This window comes from Salipiger bermudensis, assembly GCF_020171625.1.
GTDB classification, from domain to species: domain Bacteria; phylum Pseudomonadota; class Alphaproteobacteria; order Rhodobacterales; family Rhodobacteraceae; genus Salipiger; species Salipiger bermudensis_B.
Genome location: NZ_JAIUZY010000005.1, coordinates 176360 through 201736, shown reverse-complemented (window position 1 = coordinate 201736; position 25377 = coordinate 176360). Strand labels below are relative to the sequence as shown.

Below are 25377 nucleotides of genomic sequence, written 5' to 3'. Positions count from 1 at the left end.
CCGAGGGACCCTGTATTGCCAAGACCACACATCATTCTCGCCGTTCTGCTGGCACTCGTGACCGCGGCGTGCTCGCAACTGCCGCGCGGCGCCGCGCTGCAGGCCGAGATCGTCAGCGAATACGACGTTGAAAACCCGACGTTCCAGGCGCTGAGAGTCACCCGCGCGAACCTGCCGATGATCGCAAGCTGGCCGCGCACCGGCTGGAAGAACGAATATCCCTGGCCCGGCACCTCGCAGGGGGCCAATTCCAGCGTAATCCAGACCGGCGACAAGCTCGATATCACGATCTGGGACAGCCAGGAGAACTCGCTGCTGGCCGGGGCCGCCGAGAAATCCGCGGCGCTGACCGGGGTCGAGGTCGGCCCGAACGGCGCGGTTTTCGTGCCCTATGTCGACGAGGTCTTCGTTCGCGGGCTGTCGCCGCAATCCGCCCGCGCCCGCATTCAGGAGAAGCTGATCCAGATCGCCCCGTCGGCGCAAGTTCAGCTCAGCCTGCAACAGGGGCGCAGCAACTCGATCGAACTGGTCGGCGGGGTGAGCCGCCCGGGCGCCTATCCGATGCCGTCCCGCAACTACAAGATCCTCGGGCTGATCGCCGATGGCGGCGGGGTCAGCCCTTCCCTCAACAACCCGCGGGTGCGCCTGCTGCGCGGCGGAACCACCTACGAGACCTCGGTCGAGGACCTGCTCGAGAACGGCACCCGCAACACGCTACTGATGCCGGGCGACACGGTCATCATCGAGGAAGACCGCAAGACCTTCTCGGCGATCGGGGCCTCGGGCGTCGAAGCGCTGATCGACTTCCCCAAGGACGAGCTCAGCGCCATCGAGTCGGTGGCTCTCATCGGCGGTCTCGCGGATAGCCGCGCCGATCCGCAGGGGGTGCTGGTCCTGCGCGAATACGACGTGCACCAGCTGCGCTCCGATGGCAGCGCCCCGAGGATGCAGCAGGTCGTCTTCGCCTTCGACCTGACCTCGGCCGACGGACTTTTCGCGGCGCGCAAGTTCCGCATCAACCCCGGCGACACCGTGCTTGCCACCGAGGCTCCGCTGAGCCAGGCCCGGACCCTGTTCTCGCTGATCGGCACCGCCTTCGGCCTGAGCCAGGACCTCAGCACGCTCGGCAACTGACGGGTCGAACCTTCTGACACAGCAAAGGGCGCATCCTCGGATGCGCCCTTTCTCATTTGTGCAGCCTCCGGCGAACCTGAGTCCGCCCATCGGCATCGAGGTCGGTCAGGTCACTTCTCGCCGGTGAGCGAGGCGAGGTAGGCATAGACGTCGGGCGCGCCTTCCCGCAGCTTGAAGGTCATGCCCGAGCGCGCGCCCTTGTCGTCGAGATAGTCCCGCAGGAAACCGGTCGGGTCCTGAACGTAGGCCTCGAACGAGGCCTCGTCCCAGACCAGCCCCTTCTCGCCGGCTTCCTCGATGGACTTCTTGTAGCGATAGTCCTCGACCGAGGCGGCCTCCCGGCCGATCACGCCGTAGAGGTTCGGCCCGGTCCGGCCGCCCTTCACGATGGTCGCGCCGGCATCGTCCACGATCATGTGGCAGGAGCGGCAGCGCTTGCCGAACAGGTTTTCGCCGGCGGCGGCATCGCCGGCCTCCTGAGCAACCGCGCTGCCCGCAAGAGTGACTGCGACGAGGGCCGTGGCTATCTTGAATTTCATGGAACTTGTCTCCCGTGACGTCTTTCCGGTCCAAGACCTAGCGCAGGGGAACCGAGCGCAACAATAGCGCGTCCCGTCACATGCGACGAAATGGCAGAGCCAGCTTGACGCCATCGGCGCGCCATTGGAAAGAAGGGCCATGACCGACCAGATCCCCGCATGGGTCGACGGCACGCTGAGGCCCGTCGACAAGCTCGAGGCCCATCTCAGGGGCCTGCGGCACAAGGCCATCTCGGTCTTCGTGCTGCGCGGCGACGCGGTGCTGATCCAGCGCCGGGCGCTTGGCAAGTATCACACGCCGGGTCTCTGGGCGAACACCTGCTGCACCCATCCGCACTGGGAGGAGAGCGCACTGCACTGCGCCGCCCGCCGCCTGCGCGAAGAGCTGGGGATCGACGGCATCCCGCTCGCGCCGCGCGGGCAGGTCGAATACCGCGCCGATGTCGGCGGCGGCATGATCGAACACGAGCTGGTCGATATCTTCGTCGGGCACGCCCCCGAAACGCTCGTGATCACGCCCAACCCGGATGAGGTCATGGACACCGCATGGGTGCCGCTTCACGAGTTGCATCGCCAGACCCGCGACGAGGCCGAGCGCTTCACCCCGTGGCTGCGGATCTACCTAGACCAGCATTCCGAGCAGATCCTCCCGGATCTCTGACCCTCAGCGCCGCTTGCGCAGGTAAACGTAGTAGGCGCCCGAGCCGCCGTGCCGGTTGTGGGCCTCCGAGACCTGAAGCACCGCCTGCGCCGCTGGCGGCAGGCGCAGCCACTGCGGCACCTGCGTCTTCAGCACGCCGCGCCGCCGTGGCATCGGATCGTGAGGGTCCTCGCGCATCCCCTTGCCGGTGATCACCAGCACCAGCCGCAGACCACGGGTCTGCGCGGTCAGGATAAAGCGGATCAGCTCGGGATGGGCCTGATCGATGGTCATGCCATGCAAGTCGATGCGCGCCTCGGGGACCAGCTTGCCGCGCTTCATCCGGGTAAAGGCCTTGGAATCCATCCGAACCGGATCGCGCGACAGCCGGTCCGACGTGGTGCCGAGAAAATCGTGATGCTCGGGCGCCGGTTGCGACCGGCTGCCAAGATCGAAGGCGGGCAGGGGGTCCTTGGGCGGCGCGGTCTTGCGCGGCGGGCGCTTTCCCTCGGCCTGCTCGGGATCGGGCAGGGGCCTCTGGCCGGGCAGACGCTCGGCGGACCGGGCCACCTGCTGCCACAGCTCAAGCTCCTCGGGTCGCAGCCGCCGCTTTCTCATAGCACCGATTCCGGCAGCAGCGCATAGGCGCGCTGGATCGGCAGCAGCACCACGAGACGGCCCGGGTCCATGATCTCGCCCGCCCGGCGGCCCGCCGCATCGCCGGTGCCGAAGAAGATATCGGCCCGCTGCGCGCCCTTGATCGCCGAGCCTGTATCCTGCGCGATCATCAGCCGGTGCAACGGCTCGGCGCCGGCCTTCTCGATCCAGACCGGCGCGCCGAGCGGAGTGTAGGCGGGATCGACCGCGATGCTGCGCATCTTGGTGATCGAGCGGTTCATGGCCCCGAGCGGTCCGCGCTCGGCGGGCACTTCGCTGACCTCGCGGAAGAACACGTAGGAGGGGTTGTGGTAGAGCAGGTCCTCGCCGTCGAACGGATTGCTGCGCACCCAGTTCTTGATCACCTGCGCCGAAACCTGATGCGGATCGAAGGTGCCGCGGCGGATCAGTTCCTTGCCGATGGACCGGTAGGGATGGCCGTTGGCGCCGCCATAGCCCACGCGCAAATGCCGCCCGTCGGGGAGGCGGACGCGGCCCGAGCCCTGCACCTGGAGGAAGAACAGCTCGACCGGATCGTCGACCCACGCGATCTCGAGCCCACGATTCTGCATCACGTCGCTCGAGAGGATCTCGCGCCGGTCGAGCCACGGCCGGATCTCGGCCGCCTCCGGCGGCATCCGGTAGATCGGGTAGCGATAGCGCGGTGTCTCGGTCAGCGATCCGTCAAGCTCGGGCTCGAAATAGCCGGTGAACAGACCGTCATTGCCATCCGAGATCAGCACCGGGCGGAAGAACAGCTCGAAGAAATCCTTCGCGTCCCCGGTCTCGCGCGCCACGGCGCAGAGGTTGCGCCAGTCGGGTTCGTCGAGGTCGCCGCAGGTCTCCAGAAATACCGAAAGGGCGGCGGAGTGATCGTCCGCCGCCCAGCCGTCGAGATCCGAGAACTCGAGAATCCGGTATGTGGTGTCTGTATCCGCCGCGCTCATGGTGCCTGCCAGTGCCATGCCGGCGAGGATCGCGGCACGGATCGCCTGTCGCATTATTCGTCGGTCGCGACCAGCTGCCAGTTGGGATCGTCGCTGCCCATGCGCCGGGCATAGGTCCAGACGTCCTTCTGGCGCTTCACCGCGGTCGGGCTGCCCTCGATCACCTCGCCGGCGGCGTTCTTCACCACCGAGGTCAGCTCGCCGACATATTTCACCGTGATCTCGGCCAGACGCTCGCTGTCGTCGAAGGTCGCATCGACCAGCGACAGCTCGCGCACGCCGACGAACTGCGCCTCGATGCTGAGGCCCTGCTGGGCGCGCTGTTCGATCACTTCGCTGAAGCTCTCGTAGATTTCGTCCGACAGGAACGGCTTGAGATCCTCGATCTCGCCATTGTCGAAGCCCATCAGGATCATCTCGTAGGCGCCGCGCGCGCCCGAAAGGAACTCGCCCACGCCGAAGGACGGCTCGGCACGCTTCATTTTGGCCAGCGCCTCGGCGGCGGGGCTGTTTTCGGGAACGTGATCGATGATATCGTGATCGGGACCCCCTTCGATGACCTCGAAGTCGCGCGCGGTGTCATCGCGGCGGCTGGGCGAGGGGGCCTCTGGCTTCTCGAAACCGTCGCGGGTTCCCAGAACGCTGCGCAACCGCAGGATCAGGAAAATCGCGATCCCGGCAAGGACCAGAAGCTGGACGATCGGCGTATTCATCGGCACCTCATGCGCGCAAACGTGGAAGTTTCGTCGTTGCAATCCTATGTAGGGGCTGGGTCCCGGCAAGTCTACCGGCGCCAAACCGCAAGGGAGACCGCATATGTGGCTTTTTCTGGCATTTCTGCTCGTGCCGCTGATCGAAATCGGACTGTTCATCCAAGTCGGAGGGCTGATCGGCCTGTTTCCGACGCTCGCCATCGTCGTCATCACCGCGGTGATCGGCACCTGGCTGGTGCGCTCGCAGGGGCTCCGGGCGATGGGCGATCTGCAGGGCTCATTCTCGCGGCTCGAGGATCCGACCACGCCGCTGGCGCATGGGGCGATGATCCTGCTCGCCGGCGCGCTGCTGCTGACGCCGGGCTTTTTCACCGACGCCGTCGGCTTTGCGCTGCTGACCCCGGCTTTCCGCAAGATGGTGCTGAACCAGATCTCGCGCCGCGTGCGGGTGACCCGCTTCGAGATGGGCAACCGTCCGGGGCCGCAACCCGGACCACGCCCCGGTCCCCGGCCCGATCCGCGTCAGGCGCCGCAGCGTCCCGCGGAAGGCGAGGTCATTGACGGCGAATTTACGGAACTGGGGCAAGACAAGAAGCCAAATCACCCCGGGTCTGGCTGGACGAAGCATTGAGGCACCGACACGGGGCTGCTATTGCATACCCAAACCAGTTTCGAGGAGTGAGACGTCATGGCAGAAGAAGCCACCCAGAACGGTGAGGCCGCTGCGCAGCAAGCGCCGGTGAAGATGAACATTCTCGCACAGTTCGTGCGCGACCTGTCGTTCGAGAACATCCTTGCCCAGAAGGGCAGCAACGGCGAAGTTCAGCCCGACGTTCAGGTTCAGGTGAACCTCGACGCCAAGAAGCGCTCGGCCGACAACCAGTACGAGGTCATCCTCAAGCTGAAGGTCGAGTCGAAGTCCAAGGGCAGCGACGCGATGCTGTTCATCCTCGAGATGGACTATGCCGGCGTGTTCCACATCGAGAACGTCCCGGAAGAGCAGCTGCACCCGTTCCTGCTGATCGAGTGCCCGCGCATGATCTTCCCGTTCGCGCGCCGCATCGTGTCCGACGTGACCCGCGACGGTGGCTTCCCGCCACTGAACCTCGAGATGATCGACTTCGTCGCGCTCTATCGCAACGAGATCGCGCGCCGCCGGCAGGCTGCGGCCAGCGGCGAGCAGAAGCTCGACGCCTGATCTCTCAGCCGCGCGACCAGAGCGCGGCATCCCCGAGTTTCTCGACAAAGGCGGCGTGAGCCGCCTTTTCTTCGTCGGTGATCCGGGGCGCGAGCGGTTCGGGCCGGCGCTGCGGGCGCCAGTTGTCTTCGCCACCATCGTCGCCGCCCTGACGCACCGGGCTGAGCACCAGATCGGGCTGCTTGCCGCCGATCAGCTCGAGATAGACATCCGCGAGGATTTCACTGTCGAGCAGCGCGCCGTGCAGCGTCCGCGACGCGTTGTCGATGCCGAACCGACGGCACAGCGCGTCGAGCGAGGCCGGCGAGCCGGGAAACTTGCGCCGCGCGATGGCCAGCGTGTCGATAGCGCAATCCTTCGGCAGGAGAGGGCGCTTTGCCCAGCCCAGCTCGGCGTTGAGGAATTTCACGTCGAACGTCGCGTTGTGGATCACCAGCTTCGAGTCGCCGATGAATTCGAGAAAATCATCAACGATCTGCGCGAAAAGCGGTTTGTCGCGCAGGAAATCGTCGCCCAGCCCGTGCACCTCGAACGCCTCCTGCGGCATCGAGCGTTCGGGATTGATATACTGGTGGTAGGTGTTGCCGGTGGGCACGTGATTGTAGAGTTCCACCGCCCCGATCTCGACGATGCGGTCGCCGGTTTCCGGCTCGAAGCCGGTGGTTTCGGTGTCGAGTACGATCTCACGCATGTCGGCGCCTTTCGATATCCTGCATCACAGCCTGCACCTGAGCCTCGGCGTGCTCAAGCGTGTCGGTTTCGATGACATAATCCGCCCGGGCACATTTTTCATCGTTGGGCATCTGCCGCGCGAGGATCCGCTCGAGATCCTCGGCGTTCATGCTGCCGCGCGCCAGAACCCGCGCGCGTTGCAGCTCGGGCGGGATCGACACGCACGCCACCGCATCCATCTCGGCCTCGCCGCCGGTCTCGAAAAGCAGCGGCACGTCGAGCACGACGATCCGGTCGGGATGCGCGGCGATGAAATCGGCGCGGTCTTTCTGCACCAGCGGGTGCACGATGGACTCGATCCGGGGCAGGGCGGTCGGATCATCCGCGATGATCTCGCGAAGACGCGCGCGCGAGATCGCGCCGTCCTCGATCGCGCCGGGAAAAACGTCCTGCATCGGCGCGACCGCGGCGCCGCCTCCGGAATAAAGCCGATGCACCGCCGCGTCCGCATCCCACACGGCGCAGCCCTGCTCGGCGAAAAAGCCCGCCGTGGTCGATTTCCCCATGCCGATCGAGCCGGTGAGGCCGAGAATGAAGCGCATCACAGGATCGCCGCGCGGGTCGCGTCGTCGACCGCGGGGCGCTGACCGAACCAGCGCTCGAAACCGGGCACCGCCTGATGGATCAGCATCCCCAGACCGTCGACGCAGGTGCAGCCCTGCGCGCGCGCGACCTTCAGAAGCCGCGTCTCGAGCGGGGCGTAGACCAGATCCGTCACCACCGTTCCCGCGCGAAGCCCGTCGAGCGGCACGCGCAGCTCGGGCTTGCCGACCATGCCGAGCGAGGTGGAGTTCACCACGAGCGCCGCGTCCGCCATCGCATTTCCCGCCTGCACCCATTCGACGACGCGGATGCGCGCGCCGAAGTCCTCGCGCAGTTGCTCGGCACGGTCGCGGGTGCGGTTCGAGATGCGGATTTCGGGCACGCCGACCTCGAGCAGCGAGGCGATCACCGCCCGCGCGGCCCCGCCGGCGCCCAAAACCATCGCCGGGCCCGCCGTCGGATCCCATTCGGGTGCACCCTGGCGCAGGTTCTCGATGAAGCCGTAGCCGTCGGTGTTGTCGGCGTGGATCTTGCCGTCCTTGCGGAAGATGATGGTGTTCGCCGCACCGATCAGCGTCGCCCGGTCCGAGACCAGGTCCGCGATCTCCATCACCTTTTCCTTATGCGGAATGGTGACGTTGACGCCGACGAAGCCCAGATCGGGCAGGGTGCGGAACGCGGCCTCGAGCTTTTCGGGCGCGATGTCCATCGGAATATAATGCCCGCGAAGCCCATATGTCCTGAGCCAGTGGCCATGCAGCAGCGGCGAGCGGGAATGCGCGACCGGGTGTCCGATGACCCCGGCCAGTGGAATTCGCGTGTCGGTCATGCGGCGATGATCTCCCGGACCTGCAGAAAGGCGATAAGTTCGAGCAGGGGCAGCCCGAGAATGGTGAAATGATCGCCCTCGATGCGGGCGAAGAGGCGCACGCCTTCTTCCTCGAGCTTGTAGCCGCCGACCGAGTGGCGAACGCTCTCCCAGTTCCGGGCGATGTAATCGTCGAGATAGGCATCCGAAAAGTCGCGCATCACCAGCCGCGCGACCCCCACATGACGCCAGACCGGCTCGCCATCCTGATAGATCACGGCGCCGGAATAGAGGTGATGCCGTTCGCCGCGCAGCCGGATCAGCTGGTCTCGGCACGCCTGAGGCGTTTCGGGCTTGGCGAACACCTCTTTTCCGAGCGCGAGGACCTGATCGCAGCCCAGAACGAAGGCGCCGGGGTTCTTCTGAGACACGCGACGCGCCTTATACTCCGACAGCGCGTCCGCCACATCGCGCGGAGAGGCCCCCTCGGCCTCCAGTGAGTCGCGGATGGCGGATTCATCGACTCGCGCGGGCTCGATTCGGTGCGGAACCGCCGCTTTCCGAAGCAGCTCGGCCCGGATTTCGGACCCGGAGGCCAGGATGAACGGCAGAGTCATGTGGAAAAACCTGTCGAGATCTTTGGGGTCTTGTCGGGGGATGGTTCTGAGGAAAATCGCTCAGACATGCAAGCACGGGGAAAACTCGGGCGTTTCACGGCGCGCCGGGGTGATTCCTGAGTCTGTGGGCATGGATAACTCCCCACTGGGGATGGCCCCGACGCTCCCCCGCCTTTACAGAAGTTGTCCCACGACTGTATGTTTCATTCAAGCCCATGTTTACGAACGATAATTCCGGTTAATTTCTACTTAGACCAAAATAGTCCCACAATCTTATCCACAGGCTGTGCGAACCGGGAAAACTCTGAGAGAACTCAATAATCCACCGGACTCGAGGGGGCCTAAACCAAAATCATCCTTTCTCTTTCTTTCTTGAGATAAGGGAGGCCCCGCCTCCGGACCCGCGATCTCTCAGCAAGATTGACTCATCGCGCCGTGATGACTAAATCCGACTCCGACGCCCGTTCGGGCTGATCACTTCCCAGCCAAAGACAGTTTTGAGGCCGACGACCACGCACGGCCCGAAAGGATTCAGCATGAGCAGCGAAACGCTCAACCTCTCTGACCTGAAGGCGCAGAGCCCCAAGGATCTGCTCTCGATGGCCGAAGAGCTCGAGATCGAGAACGCCTCGACCATGCGCAAGGGCGAGATGATGTTCCAGATCCTGCGCGAGCGGGCAGATGAAGGCTGGGAAGTCTGCGGTGACGGCGTTCTCGAGGTTCTCCAGGACGGTTTCGGCTTCCTGCGCTCCCCGGAAGCGAACTATCTCCCCGGTCCAGACGACATCTACGTGTCGCCCGAGATGATCCGGAAGTATTCGCTGCGCACCGGTGACACCATCGAAGGCGAAATCCGCGCGCCCGACAACGAAGAACGCTATTTCGCGCTGGTCGATGTCTCGAAGATCAACTTCGAAGATCCCGAGCGCGCCCGCCACAAGGTCGCCTTCGACAACCTCACGCCGCTCTATCCCGACGAGCGCCTGAAGCTCGAGATCGAGGATCCGACCATCAAGGATCGCTCCGCCCGGATCATCGACCTCGTGTGCCCGATCGGGAAGGGGCAGCGCTCGCTGATCGTGGCGCCGCCGCGGACCGGTAAGACGGTTCTGCTGCAGAATATCGCCACTTCGATCGAGAGAAACCACCCCGAGTGTTTCCTGATCGTCCTGCTGATCGACGAACGCCCCGAGGAAGTCACCGACATGCAACGGTCCGTGAAGGGCGAAGTGGTCTCCTCGACCTTCGATGAACCGGCGACGCGCCACGTGGCGGTGTCGGAAATGGTCATCGAAAAAGCCAAGCGCCTGGTCGAACACAAGCGAGATGTTGTGATCCTTCTCGATTCGATCACAAGACTTGGCCGCGCGTTCAACACTGTCGTGCCGTCGTCGGGCAAGGTTCTGACCGGTGGTGTCGACGCGAACGCGCTGCAGCGGCCGAAGCGGTTCTTCGGTGCGGCACGGAACATCGAGGAAGGTGGCTCGCTCACCATCATCGCGACCGCGCTGATCGACACCGGCAGCCGCATGGACGAGGTGATCTTCGAAGAATTCAAGGGCACGGGCAACTCCGAGGTCGTTCTGGATCGCAAGATCTCGGACAAGCGGGTGTTCCCGGCGATCGACATTCTTAAGTCGGGCACCCGGAAAGAGGATCTGCTCATCGACAAGGTCGATCTGCAGAAAACCTTCGTGCTGCGTCGGATCCTCAACCCGATGGGCACCACCGACGCCATCGAATTCCTGCTGTCGAAACTCAAGCAGACCAAGACGAACTCGGAATTCTTCGACTCGATGAACAGCTGATGCCGGCCGGGAGGCAGGTTTGGACACCATTTTTGCGCTTGCAAGTGCGCCAGGGAAAGCCGGCGTAGCGGTCATCCGCGTTTCCGGCCCGTCCGCCTGGGCGGCTGCGGAGCAATTGGCGGGGGCGTTGCCGAAACCGCGCGAAGCGGTTCTGCGTCGGTTGAAGGACCGAGCGGGTCAGGTGCTCGACGAGGCGCTGGTTCTGCTGTTTGCCAAGGGCGCAAGCTTCACCGGCGAGGCGGTCGCCGAGTTCCATGTTCACGGCAGCGTCGCTATTCAACGCGCGGTGTTGCGGGAGCTTGAAGACATGGATGGCCTGCGCATGGCGGAGGCCGGCGAATTCACCCGCCGCGCGCTTGAAAATGATCGCCTCGATCTCACCCAGGTTGAAGCTCTGGCGGATCTCATCGAGTCCGAGACCGAGAGCCAGCGGATCCAGGCGCTGCGCGTTTTCGCCGGTGCTCTGGGCGAGCGCGTCGAGGCGTGGCGTCGCGATCTCGTTCACGCGGCCTCTTTGCTCGAGGTCACCATCGATTTTGCAGACGAAGAGGTGCCAGTCGACGTTTCTGGCGAGGTGCAGGAGGTCCTGCAGAGCGTGATCGTCGGACTGGATCGCGAGATTCGCGGCATGGACGGCGCAGAGCGTATTCGTACCGGCTTTGAAGTTGCGATCGTGGGCGCGCCGAACGTCGGAAAGTCTAGCCTGCTCAATGCCTTGGCTGGTCGCGACGCGGCAATCACCTCCGAGGTCGCAGGCACCACGCGCGACGTGATCGAGGTGCGTATGGACATTGCCGGGCTGCCGGTGACCCTCTTGGATACGGCGGGGCTGCGCGAAACGCAGGATCCGGTCGAACAAATCGGCATCGCGCGGGCGCGGGATCGCGCAATGACCTCTGACCTTCGCGTGATCCTGAGCGATGAACGCGGGATGCCGGATTTCGAAGCGTTGGACGGTGACATCGTGCTGCGCTCGAAGGCGGACATGTCCGGCGAGGCCGGTGGAATCTCGGCCAAGACCGGGCAGGGGCTTGATGATCTGATTGCCCAGATTGGCGCGCACCTTTCCGAAAAGGTACAGGCCGCGGGCCTTGCCACGCGGGAACGACATCGGGTTGCGTTTCTTGAGGGCCGGATAGCGCTCGACGAGGCGAATTCACTTTTGGTGCGCGGTCCTGACAGCTACGATCTGGCGGCAGAGGAAATCCGGGCGGCAATCCGCGCGCTCGAACTTTTGATCGGTCGCATCGATGTTGAGAATCTGCTAGACGAGATTTTCTCAAGCTTCTGCATCGGTAAGTGAGGAGTGTTTCACGTGAAACATCGTGATTTCGACGTTGTCGTCGTGGGCGGCGGACATGCTGGGGCGGATGCCGCTTCGGCCTCTGCGCGCATGGGCGCCAAAACCGCACTGGTCACGCTGACCGAGGCAGGGATCGGCGTGATGTCCTGCAACCCGGCAATCGGCGGGCTTGGGAAGGGGCATCTCGTTCGCGAAATCGATGCGCTCGACGGGGTCATGGGCCGTGCCGCGGATCAAGCGGGCATCCAGTACCGCCTTTTGAATCGCCGTAAGGGGCCCGCGGTACAGGGCCCCCGCGCCCAGGCAGATCGCAAACTCTATCGCGAAGCGATGCTGCGCGAGATGAAAGCAACTCCGAATCTCAGCATCATCGCCGGGGAAGTCGTCGACCTGATGATGTCCGGCGATACGGTCGAGGGCGTGGTGCTCGAAGATGGCTCAGAGCTTCGCTGCGGTGCCGTGGTGTTGACCACCGGCACCTTCCTGCGTGGCGTGATTCATATCGGCGACAAACGCCGCCCCGGCGGACGGATGGGGGATCGCCCGTCCGTCAGGCTTGCGGAGCGCATCGACCATTTCGGTCTTGAACTCGGACGTCTCAAAACCGGCACGCCGCCGCGTCTGGATGGCCGCACGGTCGACTGGACGGAGCTTGAAGAACAGCCGGGCGACGAAGACCCGGTGCTGTTCTCGTTCCTGTCCAAGGCCCCGGCCGCGCGCCAGATCAGCTGTGGCATCACCCATACCAACGAACGTACGCACGCGATCATTCGAGATAATCTCGACCGTTCCGCGATGTATGGCGGTCATATCGAGGGGGTCGGCCCTAGGTATTGCCCGTCGATCGAGGACAAGGTCGTTCGGTTTGCCGACAAAACCTCTCATCAGATCTTTCTCGAGCCCGAGGGCCTGGACGATCACACCATCTACCCGAACGGCATTTCCACGTCGCTTCCGGAAGAGGTGCAGCTCGATTACGTGCGGTCGATCTTCGGTCTCGAGCGCGCCGAGATCCTGCAGCCGGGCTACGCGATCGAGTATGATTTCGTCGATCCGCGCTCGCTCGACCTCCGCCTTGCCGTGCGCAATGTCGGCGGGCTCTTTCTCGCGGGGCAGATCAACGGCACTACGGGCTACGAAGAAGCCGCGGCACAGGGTCTTGTCGCCGGTATGAACGCCGCGATGGAGTCTCTGGGGAAGGGGAGCGTGCATTTCGGGCGCGCCGAATCCTATATTGGTGTGATGATCGATGACCTGACGACGCGGGGTGTGAGCGAGCCCTATCGCATGTTCACCTCGCGTGCGGAGTTCCGTCTCTCTCTGCGCGCCGACAACGCCGACCAGCGCCTGACGCCGCGCGCCATCGAACTGGGGTGTGTCTCGGAAGAGCGTCGGGTTGCGTTTACTGAGAAGCTTGAGAAGCTGACCGCCGGTCGCGATCTTCTGGAATCGCGCCAGTTCTCGCCCAAGGAGTTGACACCGATGGGGATTCAGGTCTCTTCGGATGGTCAGAAGCGCAACGGGTTTCAACTTCTCGCGTTCCCGGACGTCTTACTGAAGACACTCGCAGCGGGAGAACCTGCATTTGATGCCGTTGAGCCGGAGATTGCTCAGCAGCTCGAGCGCGACGCACTCTATGCCAACTACATCGCGCGTCAGCAGAAGGATGTCGACGCGCTTCGCCGTGACGAGGCGCTGACGATCCCGAATGGGTTTGATTTCGCTGGCGTCGAGGGGCTTTCGCACGAACTGAAGCACAAGCTGTCTCTCGCCCGTCCCGAGAACCTCGCCCAGGCGGCGAAGGTCGATGGCATGACGCCGGCCGCGCTGTCGCTCCTGCTCCTTCGGCTTCGTCGTCATGGTCAGGCGAAATCCGCATGAGCCTTCTTGATGCGCGCCTGCCGGGCCTCGATGTTTCACGTGAAACACAAGAGCGGCTGCATCACTTCGCGTCGATGCTCGAGAAATGGTCGCCGAAGATCAACCTCGTGGCGAAGAGCACGCTGGCCGATGGCTGGAACCGCCATATCATCGATTCCGCGCAGGTGTTCGAACTTCGCAATAAAGATGAAGGCTTTTGGGCGGATCTCGGGGCAGGGGGCGGCTTTCCCGGTCTCGTGGTGGCAATTCTCGCGCATGAACTTGCACCCAAGCTCAAGGTTGCGCTGGTCGAGTCCGATCAGCGCAAAGCCGTGTTTCTCCGCTCCGTTCTGCGCGAAACCGGCGTCAGCGCTGACGTAAAAGTTGCGCGGATCGAGCAGCTTGCGCCTCTTGAGGCAGATATCCTGAGCGCACGCGCCCTTGCGGATCTTCCCAAACTTTTGAGTTTTTCGAAGCGCCACCTCGCACCAGACGGGCAGAGCGTGTTCCTGAAGGGCGCCACTTGGCAAGATGAAGTCGCCGAGGCACGGAAATCGTGGAACTTCCACGTCGTACAGCGTACAAGCATCACAGATCCAAATGCAGTCGTCCTGACCATCGGAGAGCTGACACATGTCTGATCCGTCGCGGCCCCGCGCCCCCAAGATCATCGCTATCGCCAACCAGAAAGGCGGCGTCGGAAAGACCACGACGACGATCAATCTTGGCGCCGCGTTGGCGGAAAAGGGACTAAGGGTGCTGGTGGTTGACCTTGATCCGCAGGGGAACTCGTCGACCGGCCTCGGGATCGAGCCCGACGATCGCCAGTATACCAGTTACGACCTTCTGCTCGATGATGTCGCGCTCGAGGACGCGATTCTCGCAACGGATCAGGAAAATCTTCACCTGATTCCGGCGACGGTCGATCTTAGCTCGGCGGATATCGAACTTGTATCGAATGAGAAGCGCAGCTTTCTCCTGCACGGCGCCCTGCGCCAGCCCGAGATCGAGCAGTTCGGCTTCGATTACGTCCTGATCGACTGCCCGCCCTCGCTCAACCTGCTGACGGTCAACGCCATGGTGGCCGCGCATTCGGTGCTCGTCCCGCTGCAGAGCGAATTTTTCGCGCTGGAAGGTCTGTCGCAACTGATGCTGACCGTGCGCGAAATCCGCCAGAGCGCCAATCCCGACCTTCGGATCGAAGGCGTGTTGCTCACCATGTACGACGCACGCAACAACCTGTCGCGGCAGGTCGAGGATGACGCGCGCGACAACCTCGGGGATCTGGTGTTTTCGACCGTTATTCCGCGCAACGTTCGTGTCAGTGAGGCGCCGTCCTACGCGATGTCGGTGCTCACCTATGACAGCCAATCGAAAGGCGCCGCCGCCTATCGAGAGCTTGCCGACGAGTTGCTGCGCAAGGACGCGCGGCTCGCCGCCTGAGACCAGAAAACAAGAAAGAGCAGAGATGGCAGAGAAGAAGGAAGCACGCCGGGGTCTGGGGCGCGGGTTGTCCGCGCTGATGTCGGATGTCGATATTGCACCTGCCCGCGAGCAGGAAAGCATGACGCCGAAGACCCCGGACCGCATGGTCCCAATCGAAAGCCTGGTCCCGAACAAGGACCAGCCCCGCAGAACTTTCACCCCCGAACAGCTGCATGAGCTGTCCGAGTCGATCAAGACCAAGGGCATCATCCAGCCGATCATCGTGCGCCCGGCACCGGGCGCCGAGGGCAAGTTCGAGATTGTCGCCGGCGAACGCCGCTGGCGCGCCGCGCAGATGGCCAAGCAGCACGAGGTTCCGGTCCTCGTGCGCGAGCTCGACGATCAGGAAACGCTCGAGATCGCCATCATCGAGAACATCCAGCGCGCCGATCTGAACGCGATCGAAGAGGCGGCTGGCTACAAGGCGCTGATGTTCCGCTTTGGCCACACGCAGGAGAAGATCGCCGAGGCGCTTGGCAAGAGCCGCAGCCACATCGCGAACCTTCTGCGTCTGTTGAACCTGCCCGACAGCGTTCAGGACTACGTGCGCAACGGAGATCTGAGTGCCGGCCACGCGCGCACCCTGGTGACCGCGGAAAACCCTGACGCCATCGCGCGCGAGATCATGGCGAAGAAACTGTCCGTTCGGCAGGCAGAGGCTCTGGTGCGCACCGCGTCAGAGCCGAAACGCCCCAAGGTCTCGACTGCGGCGCCGCAAGCGGTCGAGAAAGACGCCGACACGCGCGCGCTCGAGGGTGACCTGTCGGCAGCGCTTGGCATGAAGGTGTCAGTGGCGCACAAGCCGGGCACCGAGGGAGGCAAGCTCACCATCTCTTACGAGAGCCTCGAAGAGCTCGATACGCTCTGCATGATCCTCAGCGCTTCGCGCTGAGAGACGGCAGGCAAAATACAGATAAGCCCCGGGCCGAAAGGCGCCGGGGCTTTTTTCGTCTCTGACAAAGGGAAAAGGCGGTCAGAGAAGCTCTGCGGTCAGCGTATTGAGGAGCAGGCGGCCCTGTTGCGTGGCCCCGAAGCGGCCCTCGGCGCGCCAGATCAGGCCGAGATCGACGAGTGGGTCGAGATTGAGCGCTTCGGCGCGCGCGGGGTCAATCTCCCGGGCACGGTCCAGATCTAGACCCTCGCTCAGACGAAGCCCCATCATAAGGTATTCAGCCCAGACATCTTGCGTCGCCAGACGCTCAATCTCGAGGTCGCCAGAGCCGGCCTCGGCGGCCTTGATCCAGTCGCCGGGCGCACGGCGTGCCACGGTGGCGCTGCGTTGCCCGTTCACCGTCACCCGACCATGCGCACCGGGGCCGATGCCGACGTAATCGCCTCCGCGCCAATAGACGAGATTGTGGCGGGATTCATCGCCGGGCCCGGCGTGGTTCGAGACTTCGTAGGCCGGTTTTCCGGCAGCTTCGCAGATCTCTTGCGTGGCGAGGTACAGGTCGGCTCCGAGATCCTCGCTCGGCAGATCGCGCAGCTTTCCGGCCTGTGCGCGATCCCAGAAGGCAGTGCCTTCCTCGATGGTCAGCTGGTAGAGCGACAGGTGATCGGCAGCGAGGTCGAGCGCCTCGCGCAGTTCGACCTCCCAGTCGGTAAGGCTCTGGCCCTGCCGACCATAGATCAGATCGAAATTGACCCTGTTGAAGGTTGATTTGGCGATGTCGAGCGCCCCCACCGCATCGTCCACGTCGTGCAAGCGACCGAGGCGGCGCAGGTCGTCGGGCCGCAGCGCCTGAACCCCGAGCGAGACCCGGTTGACGCCCGCCATGGCGAAGCCTTCGAACTTGTTGATCTCGACCGAGCGGGGATTGGCCTCGAGGGTGATCTCGATGTCGTTGGCCCAGGCCCAGTGATCGCGCGAGGCATCGAGCACCGCGCGCACCGTCTCGGGGGCCATCAGCGAGGGCGTGCCGCCGCCGAAATAGATCGAGCGCAGAACCCGCCCCTCGGTCTGGCGACCGTAGCGGACGAGCTCGCTGACCAGCGCGGCGGCCCAGCGGGTTTGATCCACGTGCGACACGACATGGCTGTTGAAGTCGCAATAGGGGCACTTGGCCTCGCAGAACGGCCAGTGCACGTAGAGGCCGAAGCCGCCGTCTCGCCAGGTCTCAGCCAAAACAGCCCGTCACGAACTTGGCGAAGGCATCGGCGCGGTGGCTGATCTTGTTCTTCTCCCAGCGATCCATCTCGCCGAAGGTGATGTCATAGCCCTGCGGCTCGAACACGGGGTCGTATCCATGGCCCTGTTCGCCGCGCATCGGCCAGACCACGCGGCCTTCCATCACGCCGGGGAACACCTCGTCATGGCCGTCGGGCCAGGCCAGCACCAGCGTGCAGCAGAAGCGCGCGGTCCAGGGCTCGGGCTTGCCCGACGCGGTCAGCTCGTCATGGGCGCGGGTCATCGCCATGACGAAGTCGCGGCCATTGCCGGTCTCGGCCCAGTCCGCGGTGTAGACGCCGGGCGCACCGTCGATCGCGTCGATCGCGATGCCGCTGTCATCGGAAAGCGCGGGCAGGCCGGTGGCCTTGGCCGCGGCATGGGCCTTGATGCGGGCGTTCTCGACGAAGGTGGTGCCGGTCTCTTCCGGCTCGGGCAGATCCATCTCGGCGGCGCCGACCACCTCGACCCCGTAGGGCTTGAGAAGATCGGTGATCTCCTCGAGCTTGCCGCGGTTGTGGGTCGCGACGAGAAGCTTTGTCCCCTCGAACTTGCGGGTCATGCCGTTGCTGCCTTCTGTGCCTCGACAAGCTGCGCCACGCCGGCTTCCGCGAGGTCGAGCAGCTGGCCCATCTGGTCGCGCGAGAAGGTCGCGCCCTCGGCCGACATCTGCACCTCGATCAGCTGGCCATCGCCGCGCAGGATGAAGTTGCCGTCGACGCCGGCTTCGCTGTCCTCGGGATAGTCGAGATCGAGCACCGGCTGGCCGGCATAGATGCCGCAGCTCACCGCCGCGACCGGCGAGATCAGAGGGTCGGTGATCACGTCTCCGGCTTTCATCAGCTTGTTGACCGCGAGGCGCAGCGCCACCCAGCCGCCGGTGATCGCGGCGCAGCGGGTGCCGCCGTCGGCCTGGATCACGTCGCAATCGATGCTGATCTGGCGCTCGCCAAGCGCGACGCGGTCGACACCGGCGCGCAGGCTGCGGCCGATCAGGCGCTGGATTTCCACGGTGCGGCCGCCCTGCTTGCCGGTGGTGGCCTCGCGGCGCATCCGCGAGCCGGTGGAGCGCGGCAGCATCCCGTATTCGGCGGTGACCCAGCCAAGGCCGGAGCCCTTGATGAAGGGCGGGACGCGCGGCTCGAGCGAGGCGGTGCAGATGACATGCGTGTCCCCCATCTTGATCAGGCAGGACCCTTCGGCATGTTTCGTGACGCCCGTTTCGATTGAAACGGGGCGCATTTCGCTTAAATCTCGTCCTGACGGTCTCATGAAAGTCCCTTTCTCGGTTGCGCCCGGGATACTGGTGCCCCGCTATCCCCGCAACCCCGATTGACGGCGCCGAAAGGGGGCTTTTAATGGCCCGAGGACGCGGAGAGGCACGGATGAAAGAGGGCAACAAGCTCTTCGATGAAATGAACGATCGCTCGCGCGAGGTGTTCCGCAAGGTCGTCGAGAGCTACCTCGAATTCGGCGAACCGGTGGGCTCGCGCACGCTCACGCGGTCGCTGAGCGAGAAGGTCTCGGCGGCGACGATCCGCAACGTGATGCAGGACCTCGAGTATCTCGGCCTGCTCGACAGCCCGCATGTGAGCGCCGGACGGATCCCGACGCAGCTCGGCCTGCGGATGTTCGTCGACGGGCTGCTCGAGGTGCGCGACCTCGATCTTTCGGACCGCGAGAAGCTCGACGCGACGCTCGGGCCGGGCGGCGACGACGTGGGCGGCATCCTCGACCGGGTCGGCTCGGCGCTGTCGGGGGTGACCCATGGCGCGTCGCTGGTGCTGACACCGAAGCACGAGGCGCCGATCAAGCATATCGAGTTCGTCAGCCTCGGGCATGACCGGGCGCTGGTGGTGCTGGTGTTCGGCGATGGCCATGTCGAGAACCGGCTGTTCCGTCCGCCGCCCGGCCAGACCCCAAGCTCGATGCGAGAGGCTGCGAACTTCCTCAACGCGCTGATCGAGGGCAAGACGCTGTCGGAGCTGCGCGGCGTGATGGCCGAGGAGATCAAGCGCCGGCGGCGCGAGATCGACACGCTGGCCGCCGATCTGATCGAGGCGGGCATCGCCACGTGGGAGAGCGATGCGGACAATTCCGCGCGTCTGATCGTGCGCGGACGGGCGAATCTGCTTGGCACCGAGGCCGAGACCGAGGAGCTCGACCGCATCCGCAGCCTGTTCGACGATCTCGAACGCAAACGCGACATTGCCGAATTTCTGGAACTCGCCGAAACCGGCGACGGGGTGCGCATTTTTATCGGCTCGGAGAACAAACTTTTCTCACTTTCGGGTTCCTCTCTGGTGGTGTCTCCCTATATGAACGCGGATCGTAAGATCATCGGCGCGGTGGGCGTGATCGGCCCGACGCGCCTCAACTACGGCCGGATCGTCCCGATCGTGGATTACACGGCACAGCTGGTCGGCAAGCTGATTGCCGAGCGGAGCTAGAGGTGAAGAATGGCAGACCCGAAGAACGACGAGTTTCTCGATGACATCGAAGCCGCCGAGGCCGAGGCCTATGCGGACGAGGCCGAGGAGATCGACACCGAGGCAGCGGAAATCGATGCGCTGCGCGCCGAGCGCGACGAGTTCAAGGACCGGTTCATGCGGGCGCTGGCGGATGCCGAGAACGCGCGCAAGCGTGCCGACAAGGACCGCCGCGAAGCGCAGCAATATGGCGGCTCGCGTCTCGCCCGCGACCTGCTGCCGGTGTATGACAACCTGCACCGCGCGCTTGGCGTCGCCCGCGAGGAGGACGCCGCCGACGCGCTGATCGAGGGCATCGAACTGACCCTGCGCGAGCTGACCAACACGTTCTCCAAGCACGGCATGACCACGATCTCGCCGCAGGTGGGCGACAAGTTCGACCCGCAGGAGCACGAGGCGATGTTCGAGGCGCCGGTGCCGGGCACCAAGGCGGGCGAGATCATCCAGGTCTCTGCCGAGGGCTTCTACCTCTACGACCGGCTGCTGCGCCCGGCGCAGGTCGGCGTGAGCTCGATGCCGGCGAGCTGATTTCGTCGCTCCCGGCGCGGGAGGGGGCGCTGCCCCCCGTCCGCCCGGGGCGGACTCCCCCCGGGATATTTTCGGCCAGAAGAAGACCGGGGGTCTTTGAAAGATGTTGTGCGTGAAGCGGTCCCGTCGGGGCCGCTTTTTTCATGTCTCGAGGCTGGCCTTGAGGTCGTAGAGCGCCTGCAGCGCCTCGCGCGGGGACAGGTCGTCGGGGTTGAGGGCGCCGAGCTTTTCTTCGAGCGGCGAGGGACCGGCGGCGCGCGCGGGCTGCGGGGCGGCCTCGGCGGCGGCGGAGAACAGCGGCAGGTCGTCGATCAGCGCCTTGGGGGCGGCGCGCTCGCGTTCGCCCTGCTCCAGCGCGTCAAGGATGGTGCGGGCGCGGTCGGTGACGGCGCGGGGCAGGCCCGCGAGCTGGGCCACCTGCACGCCGTAGGAACGGTCGGCGGCGCCCTCGCGCACCTCGTGCAGGAAGATCACCTCGCCGTCCCATTCCTTGACCGCCACGGTGGCGTTGCGCACGCCCTCGAGCTTGCCGGCGAGCACGGTGAGCTCGTGGTAATGCGTGGCGAAGAGGCCGCGCACCCGGTTGACCCCGTGCAGGTGTTCGAGCGTGGCCCAGGCGATGGAGAGGCCATCATAGGTGGCGGTGCCACGGCCGATCTCGTCGAGGATGACCAGCGCGCGGTCGTCGGCCTGGTTGAGGATGGCGGCGGTCTCGACCATCTCGACCATGAAGGTGGAGCGGCCACGGGCGAGATCGTCCGAGGCGCCGACCCGGCTGAAGATCTGGCTGACCAGCCCGAGATGGGCCGAGCGCGCCGGCACGTAGGAGCCGATCTGCGCCAGCAGCGCGATCAGCGCGTTCTGCCGCAGATAGGTCGACTTACCGGCCATGTTCGGGCCGGTGAGCAGGGTGACCGAGGCGGCCTCGCCCTGCGCGGAGAGACCGCAATCATTGGCAATGAAGGCGCTGCCGCCCTGTGCCTGCAGCGCGCGTTCGACCACCGGGTGACGCCCGCCTTGGATGTCGAAGGCGCGGCTGTCGTCGACCTGTGGGCGGCACCAGTCCTGCGCCCGGGCCAGATCGGCAAGGCCGAGGGCGAGGTCGAACTCCGACAGGGCGAGACCGGTCTCGGAGAGTGCCGGCGCCTCGGCAAGGATGGCGTCTTTAAGGCCGGAATAGAGCCGCTTTTCGATCTCCAGCGCCTCGTTTCCGGCATTGAGGATGCGGGTCTCGAGCTCGGTCAGCTCGACGGTGGTGAACCGCACCTGATTGGCGGTGGTCTGGCGGTGGATGAAGGTCTCGTTCAGGGGCGGCGACATCATCTTTTCCGCGTGGGTGGCGGTGGTCTCGATGAAGTAGCCGAGCACGTTGTTGTGCTTGATCTTGAGCGCGGTGACGCCGGCCTGCTGGGCATATTGCGCCTGCATGGCGGCGATCACGCCGCGGCCCTCATCGCGCAGCTTGCGGGCCTCGTCGAGGGCGGGATCAAAGCCCGGGGCGATGAAGCCGCCATCGCGCACCAGCAGCGGCGGCTCGGCCACCAGCGCGGCGTCGAGCCGGGAGAGCAACTCTTCGTGGCCGCGCAGCGCGTCTCGCGCGGTGGTGAGAAGCTCGGGCAGGGCGGCTTCGTCGAGCCTCTCCGCGATCTCCTCGGCCTGTTCCAGCGCGTTGCGCACCGCGGCGAGGTCGCGCGGGCCGCCGCGGTCGAGGCCGAGGCGCGAGAGCGCGCGGTCGAGGTCGGGCACCTTGCGCAGCAGATCCCGCAGGGCGCCGGCGAAGGGCGTCTCGATGCCCCAGTCGAGCGCGTCGAGTCGGGCGGAGATCACCGGAAGTTCGCGCGAGGGAGACGAGACCCGGCGCTCGAGCAGGCGCGCCCCGCCCGGCGTCACGGTGCGGTCGATCACCGACAGCAGCGAGCCCTGCCGTCCGCTGTTCATCGACTGGGTCAATTCGAGATTGCGACGGGTGGCGGCGTCGATCTGCAGCAGGCGCGAGACCGCGTCGCGCTGCGGCGCACGCAACAGGGGCAGGCGGCCCTTCTGGGTGATATCGAGATAGTCGACCAGCGCACCCATCGCCGCCAGCTCGGCGCGCTCGAAGCTGCCGAAGCCCGACAGGGTCTGCACGCCGAACAGGGTGCAGAGCCGCGCCTCGGCCCCGGCGCTGTCGAAGGAGGCGCGGCCCAGCACGGTGGGGTAGATGCCGAGATCGCCCAGCACCGCGCGCAGCTCGTCCTCGGCGGCCTCGGAGACCAGCAGCTCGGAGGGGGCGAGGCGTGCCAGCTCGGCGCCGATGCGGGCCTGACCGAGCGGCATCACGTGGAACGCACCGGTCGAGATATCGGCCCAGGACAGCGCCCAAGCGTCTCTAACCTTGCTCAAAGCGGCGAGAAAATTGTGCCGCCGCGCCTCGAGCAGGGACTCTTCGGTGAGCGTGCCGGGGGTGACGAGCCGTACGACCTCGCGCTTGACCACCGATTTCGAGCCGCGCTTCTTCGCCTCGGCCGGGCTTTCCATCTGCTCGCAGACCGCGACGCGGAAGCCCTTGCGGATCAGCGTCAGAAGGTAGCCCTCGGCGGCATGGACCGGCACGCCGCACATCGGGATATCGTCGCCGGCGTGCTTGCCGCGCTTGGTCAGCGCGATGTCGAGCGCCTCGGCGGCGGCGGCGGCATCGTCGAAGAACAGCTCGTAGAAATCGCCCATGCGGTAGAACAGAAGCGCGTCCGGGTGCCCTGCCTTGATCTCGAGATATTGTGCCATCATTGGCGTGACTGCCGTCATGTCGTCCCCCGGTGACTGCCTGTGTCTGCCTGCTCGGGCGAGACATATCAAAGCGCGCGACCCCGACGAAAGCCGAAATCCGCGCTGTTGAGCGATGCTTGACCCTGCGCTAAGACAAAGCTCGCCCCTGCGCTGGAGAGAGACGACATGGCCAAGACGAAATACACCCGGGAAGAGGCGCTCGCGTTCCACCTCGAGCCCACGCCCGGCAAGTGGGAGGTGAAGGCCACCGTCCCGATGACCACGCAGCGCGACCTGTCGCTGGCCTATTCCCCGGGCGTGGCGGTCCCGTGCGAGGACATCGCCCAGAACCCCGAGCTGGCCTATGATTACACCAACAAGGGCAACCTCGTCGCGGTGATCTCGAACGGCACCGCGGTGCTGGGACTGGGCAACCTCGGCGCGCTTGGCTCGAAGCCGGTGATGGAGGGCAAGTCGGTGCTGTTCAAGCGCTTCGCCGACGTGAACTCGATCGACATCGAGCTCGACACCGAGGACCCCGAAGAGATCATCCGCGCGGTAAAGCTGATGTCGCCGACCTTTGGCGGCATCAACCTCGAGGACATCAAGGCGCCCGAGTGTTTCATCATCGAGCAGCGGCTCAAGGAAGAATGCGACATCCCGGTCTTCCACGACGACCAGCACGGCACCGCGGTGATCTGCGCCGCCGGCCTGATCAACGCGCTGCACCTGAGCGGCAAGAAGATCGAGGACTGTCGCATCGTGCTGAACGGCGCGGGCGCTGCGGGCATCGCCTGTCTCGAGCTGGTCAAGGCGATGGGCGCCAAGCATGACAACTGCATCATGTGCGACACCAAGGGCGTGATCTACCAAGGCCGCAGCGAGGGCATGAACCAGTGGAAATCGGCCCACGCGGCGCGCACCGACCTGCGCACGCTGGAAGAGGCGATGGCGGGCGCCGACGTGTTCCTCGGCGTCTCGGCCAAGGGCGCCGTGACGCAGGCCATGGTCGAGAGCATGGCCGAGAACCCGGTGATCTTCGCCATGGCCAACCCCGATCCCGAGATCACGCCCGAAGAGGCGCACGAGGTGCGGCCCGACGCCATCGTCGCCACCGGGCGCAGCGACTATCCCAATCAGGTCAACAACGTTCTGGGCTTTCCCTATCTCTTCCGCGGCGCGCTCGACATCCACGCCCGGGCGATCAACGACGAGATGAAAATCGCCTGTGCCGAGGCGCTCGCTGCCATCGCGCGCGAGGACGTGCCCGACGAGGTGGGCCTGGCCTATGGCAAGCAGCTGGCCTTCGGGCGCGACTACATCATCCCCACGCCCTTCGATCCGCGACTGATCCACCGCATCCCGCCCGCGGTGGCGAAGGCGGGCATGGACACCGGTGCGGCGCGGCGTCCGATCATCGACATGGAGGCCTATGAAGAGACGCTTCGGGGCCGCATGGACTCGACCGCGCCGATCCTGCGCAGCATCAACAACCGGGCGCGTCAGGCGCAGGCGCGGATGATCTTTGCGGAAGGCGACGATCCGCGCGTGCTGCGCGCCGCGGTGATGTACCAGCGCAACGGGCTGGGCAAGGCTCTGGTGGTGGGCCGCGAGGACGACGTGAAACAGAAGCTCGAGGCCGCCGGTCTGGGCGATGCGTTCCGCGAGCTCGAGATCGTCAACGCCGGCAACACGCGGTATCTCGAGACCTACAAGGAGTTTCTCTACGAGCGCCTGCAACGCCGGGGCCGCGACCTGAAGGACATCCACCGCCTCGCGGCGCGTGACCGTCACGTGTTTGCGTCGCTGATGCTGGCGCATGGGCATGGCGACGGTCTGGTGACCGGGGCCACGCGCAAGTCGGCGCATGTGCTGGAGCGCATCAACACCGTGTTCGATGCCAGCGCCGAGCATGGCGCGGTCGGTGTCACGGCGCTGCTGCTCAACGGGCGGATCGTGCTGATCTCGGACACGCTGGTGCATGAATGGCCCGAGCAGGACGACCTTGCCACCATCGCCGAGCGCGCTGCCGGCGTGGCGCGGCATCTCGGGCTCGAGCCGCGCGTGGCCTTCGTGTCGTTCTCGACCTTCGGCTACCCGGTGTCGGAGCGGGCGCAGAAGATGCATCTCGCGCCCAAGGTGCTGGACGAGCGCGGCGTCGATTTCGAGTACGAGGGCGAGATGACCGTCGACGTGGCGCTGAACCCGAAGGCGCAGGAGGCCTATCCGTTCCAGCGCCTCACCGGCCCGGCCAACATCCTCGTGGTGCCGGCGCGGCACTCGGCCTCGATCTCGGTCAAGTTGATGCAGGAGATGGCGGGCGCCACGGTGGTGGGGCCGATCCTTGCCGGCATCGACAAGTCGATCCAGATCTGCTCGACCAACATGACCGCCAATGACATCCTGAACATGGCGGTTCTGGCAGCCTGCAAGGTCGGCTGACCGCAACACACAGAAAGAGGCA

25 protein-coding genes are annotated in these 25377 nt (G+C 65.1%); 13 read left to right on the top strand and 12 right to left on the bottom strand.

Translation table 11 applies throughout. From position 1 onward, the window contains the following. Positions 1-15 precede the first annotated feature (15 nt). Complete coding sequence (locus LCM15_RS10410) at positions 16-1134, top strand: polysaccharide biosynthesis/export family protein (RefSeq protein WP_224856098.1); 1119 nt, start codon at positions 16-18, stop codon at positions 1132-1134. Between the two features lie 110 nt (positions 1135-1244). On the opposite strand, the gene LCM15_RS10405 is transcribed toward LCM15_RS10410, so the two are convergent. Beyond that, positions 1245-1673, bottom strand: a complete 429-nt coding sequence (locus tag LCM15_RS10405) for a c-type cytochrome (RefSeq protein WP_224856097.1) — start codon at positions 1671-1673, stop codon at positions 1245-1247. A gap of 139 nt (positions 1674-1812) precedes the next feature. On the opposite strand from LCM15_RS10405, the gene idi reads away from it, so the two are divergent. Then, positions 1813-2334 (top strand): isopentenyl-diphosphate Delta-isomerase, encoded by a 522-nt coding sequence (idi, locus tag LCM15_RS10400; RefSeq protein ID WP_224856096.1) that lies wholly within the window; start codon positions 1813-1815, stop codon positions 2332-2334. A gap of 3 nt (positions 2335-2337) precedes the next feature. Here the strand turns inward: idi and LCM15_RS10395 are convergent, their stop codons facing one another. The 3 genes from LCM15_RS10395 to LCM15_RS10385 are packed head-to-tail and all read right to left on the bottom strand — an operon-like array spanning position 2338 to position 4630. Further along, positions 2338-2931, bottom strand: coding sequence for a Smr/MutS family protein (locus tag LCM15_RS10395; protein WP_224856095.1), 594 nt, complete (start codon positions 2929-2931; stop codon positions 2338-2340). Continuing rightward, positions 2928-3971, bottom strand: a complete 1044-nt coding sequence (locus tag LCM15_RS10390) for a murein transglycosylase A (RefSeq protein WP_224856094.1) — start codon at positions 3969-3971, stop codon at positions 2928-2930. The genes LCM15_RS10395 and LCM15_RS10390 overlap by 4 nt, the downstream gene beginning before the upstream one ends. Next, entirely contained in the window at positions 3971-4630 is a 660-nt protein-coding gene (locus LCM15_RS10385) for a Tim44/TimA family putative adaptor protein (RefSeq protein ID WP_224856093.1), read from the bottom strand. Before LCM15_RS10385 ends, LCM15_RS10390 begins: the two co-directional genes overlap by 1 nt. A 103-nt stretch (positions 4631-4733) precedes the next feature. On the opposite strand from LCM15_RS10385, the gene LCM15_RS10380 reads away from it, so the two are divergent. Together LCM15_RS10380 and secB are read left to right on the top strand one after the other, a co-directional pair. Next, positions 4734-5261 carry an FxsA family protein gene (locus tag LCM15_RS10380; protein WP_224856092.1) on the top strand — a complete coding sequence of 176 codons (528 nt, stop codon included), beginning with the start codon at positions 4734-4736 and terminating at the stop codon, positions 5259-5261. Positions 5262-5318: 57 nt separating this feature from the next. Beyond that, positions 5319-5828, top strand: a complete 510-nt coding sequence (gene secB, locus LCM15_RS10375; RefSeq protein ID WP_224856091.1) for a protein-export chaperone SecB — start codon at positions 5319-5321, stop codon at positions 5826-5828. Between the two features lie 4 nt (positions 5829-5832). Here secB and dnaQ read toward each other — a convergent pair whose 3' ends face one another. Genes dnaQ through LCM15_RS10355 form a run of 4 tightly spaced genes read right to left on the bottom strand, consistent with a single transcriptional unit; the run spans position 5833 to position 8528 of the window. Continuing rightward, positions 5833-6519 (bottom strand): DNA polymerase III subunit epsilon, encoded by a 687-nt coding sequence (gene dnaQ, locus LCM15_RS10370; protein ID WP_224856090.1) that lies wholly within the window; start codon positions 6517-6519, stop codon positions 5833-5835. Beyond that, complete coding sequence (coaE, locus tag LCM15_RS10365) at positions 6512-7102, bottom strand: dephospho-CoA kinase (RefSeq protein WP_224856088.1); 591 nt, start codon at positions 7100-7102, stop codon at positions 6512-6514. The genes dnaQ and coaE overlap by 8 nt, the downstream gene beginning before the upstream one ends. Further along, the gene (locus tag LCM15_RS10360) at positions 7102-7932 is read right to left on the bottom strand and encodes a shikimate dehydrogenase (RefSeq protein ID WP_224856086.1); all 831 of its coding nucleotides are present in this window, start codon (positions 7930-7932) and stop codon (positions 7102-7104) included. The genes coaE and LCM15_RS10360 overlap by 1 nt, the downstream gene beginning before the upstream one ends. Then, positions 7929-8528, bottom strand: a complete 600-nt coding sequence (locus tag LCM15_RS10355; RefSeq protein ID WP_224856084.1) for a Maf family protein — start codon at positions 8526-8528, stop codon at positions 7929-7931. The genes LCM15_RS10360 and LCM15_RS10355 overlap by 4 nt, the downstream gene beginning before the upstream one ends. 536 nt (positions 8529-9064) lie before the next feature. On the opposite strand from LCM15_RS10355, the gene rho reads away from it, so the two are divergent. From rho to LCM15_RS10325, 6 genes are read left to right on the top strand one after another with little or no spacing between them, the layout of a single operon-like run. After that, positions 9065-10336, top strand: coding sequence for a transcription termination factor Rho (rho, locus tag LCM15_RS10350; RefSeq protein ID WP_224856082.1), 1272 nt, complete (start codon positions 9065-9067; stop codon positions 10334-10336). 19 nt (positions 10337-10355) lie between these two features. Beyond that, the gene (gene mnmE / locus LCM15_RS10345; RefSeq protein ID WP_224856080.1) at positions 10356-11639 is read left to right on the top strand and encodes a tRNA uridine-5-carboxymethylaminomethyl(34) synthesis GTPase MnmE; all 1284 of its coding nucleotides are present in this window, start codon (positions 10356-10358) and stop codon (positions 11637-11639) included. A 12-nt stretch (positions 11640-11651) separates the two neighbouring features. Beyond that, positions 11652-13520: a tRNA uridine-5-carboxymethylaminomethyl(34) synthesis enzyme MnmG gene (mnmG, locus tag LCM15_RS10340; RefSeq protein WP_224856077.1), complete on the top strand. Its 1869-nt coding sequence runs from the start codon at positions 11652-11654 to the stop codon at positions 13518-13520. Then, the gene (gene rsmG / locus LCM15_RS10335) at positions 13517-14140 is read left to right on the top strand and encodes a 16S rRNA (guanine(527)-N(7))-methyltransferase RsmG (RefSeq protein WP_224856075.1); all 624 of its coding nucleotides are present in this window, start codon (positions 13517-13519) and stop codon (positions 14138-14140) included. The genes mnmG and rsmG overlap by 4 nt, the downstream gene beginning before the upstream one ends. After that, a complete protein-coding gene (locus tag LCM15_RS10330) occupies positions 14133-14942 on the top strand; it encodes a ParA family protein (RefSeq protein WP_224856073.1) in 810 nt (269 codons plus the stop codon). Before rsmG ends, LCM15_RS10330 begins: the two co-directional genes overlap by 8 nt. 25 nt (positions 14943-14967) lie before the next feature. Then, positions 14968-15876, top strand: a complete 909-nt coding sequence (locus LCM15_RS10325) for a ParB/RepB/Spo0J family partition protein (RefSeq protein ID WP_224856072.1) — start codon at positions 14968-14970, stop codon at positions 15874-15876. A gap of 81 nt (positions 15877-15957) precedes the next feature. Here LCM15_RS10325 and hemW read toward each other — a convergent pair whose 3' ends face one another. Genes hemW through rph form a run of 3 tightly spaced genes read right to left on the bottom strand, consistent with a single transcriptional unit; the run spans position 15958 to position 18423 of the window. Continuing rightward, positions 15958-17109, bottom strand: coding sequence for a radical SAM family heme chaperone HemW (gene hemW / locus LCM15_RS10320; protein ID WP_224856069.1), 1152 nt, complete (start codon positions 17107-17109; stop codon positions 15958-15960). Continuing rightward, a complete protein-coding gene (gene rdgB / locus LCM15_RS10315; RefSeq protein ID WP_224856067.1) occupies positions 17102-17713 on the bottom strand; it encodes an RdgB/HAM1 family non-canonical purine NTP pyrophosphatase in 612 nt (203 codons plus the stop codon). Before rdgB ends, hemW begins: the two co-directional genes overlap by 8 nt. Then, a complete protein-coding gene (gene rph / locus LCM15_RS10310) occupies positions 17710-18423 on the bottom strand; it encodes a ribonuclease PH (RefSeq protein WP_224856066.1) in 714 nt (237 codons plus the stop codon). Before rph ends, rdgB begins: the two co-directional genes overlap by 4 nt. Positions 18424-18536: 113 nt before the next feature. On the opposite strand from rph, the gene hrcA reads away from it, so the two are divergent. Together hrcA and LCM15_RS10300 are read left to right on the top strand one after the other, a co-directional pair. Next, positions 18537-19601, top strand: a complete 1065-nt coding sequence (gene hrcA / locus LCM15_RS10305) for a heat-inducible transcriptional repressor HrcA (RefSeq protein ID WP_224856666.1) — start codon at positions 18537-18539, stop codon at positions 19599-19601. A 9-nt stretch (positions 19602-19610) separates the two neighbouring features. Next, complete coding sequence (locus tag LCM15_RS10300) at positions 19611-20168, top strand: nucleotide exchange factor GrpE (protein WP_224856064.1); 558 nt, start codon at positions 19611-19613, stop codon at positions 20166-20168. Between the two features lie 141 nt (positions 20169-20309). Here the strand turns inward: LCM15_RS10300 and mutS are convergent, their stop codons facing one another. Next, positions 20310-22952, bottom strand: a complete 2643-nt coding sequence (mutS, locus tag LCM15_RS10295; protein ID WP_224856062.1) for a DNA mismatch repair protein MutS — start codon at positions 22950-22952, stop codon at positions 20310-20312. A 147-nt stretch (positions 22953-23099) separates the two neighbouring features. Here mutS and LCM15_RS10290 point away from each other — a divergent pair, with 147 nt between their 5' ends. Then, positions 23100-25355, top strand: coding sequence for an NADP-dependent malic enzyme (locus tag LCM15_RS10290; RefSeq protein ID WP_224856061.1), 2256 nt, complete (start codon positions 23100-23102; stop codon positions 25353-25355). The last annotated feature ends 22 nt before the right edge of the window (positions 25356-25377 follow it).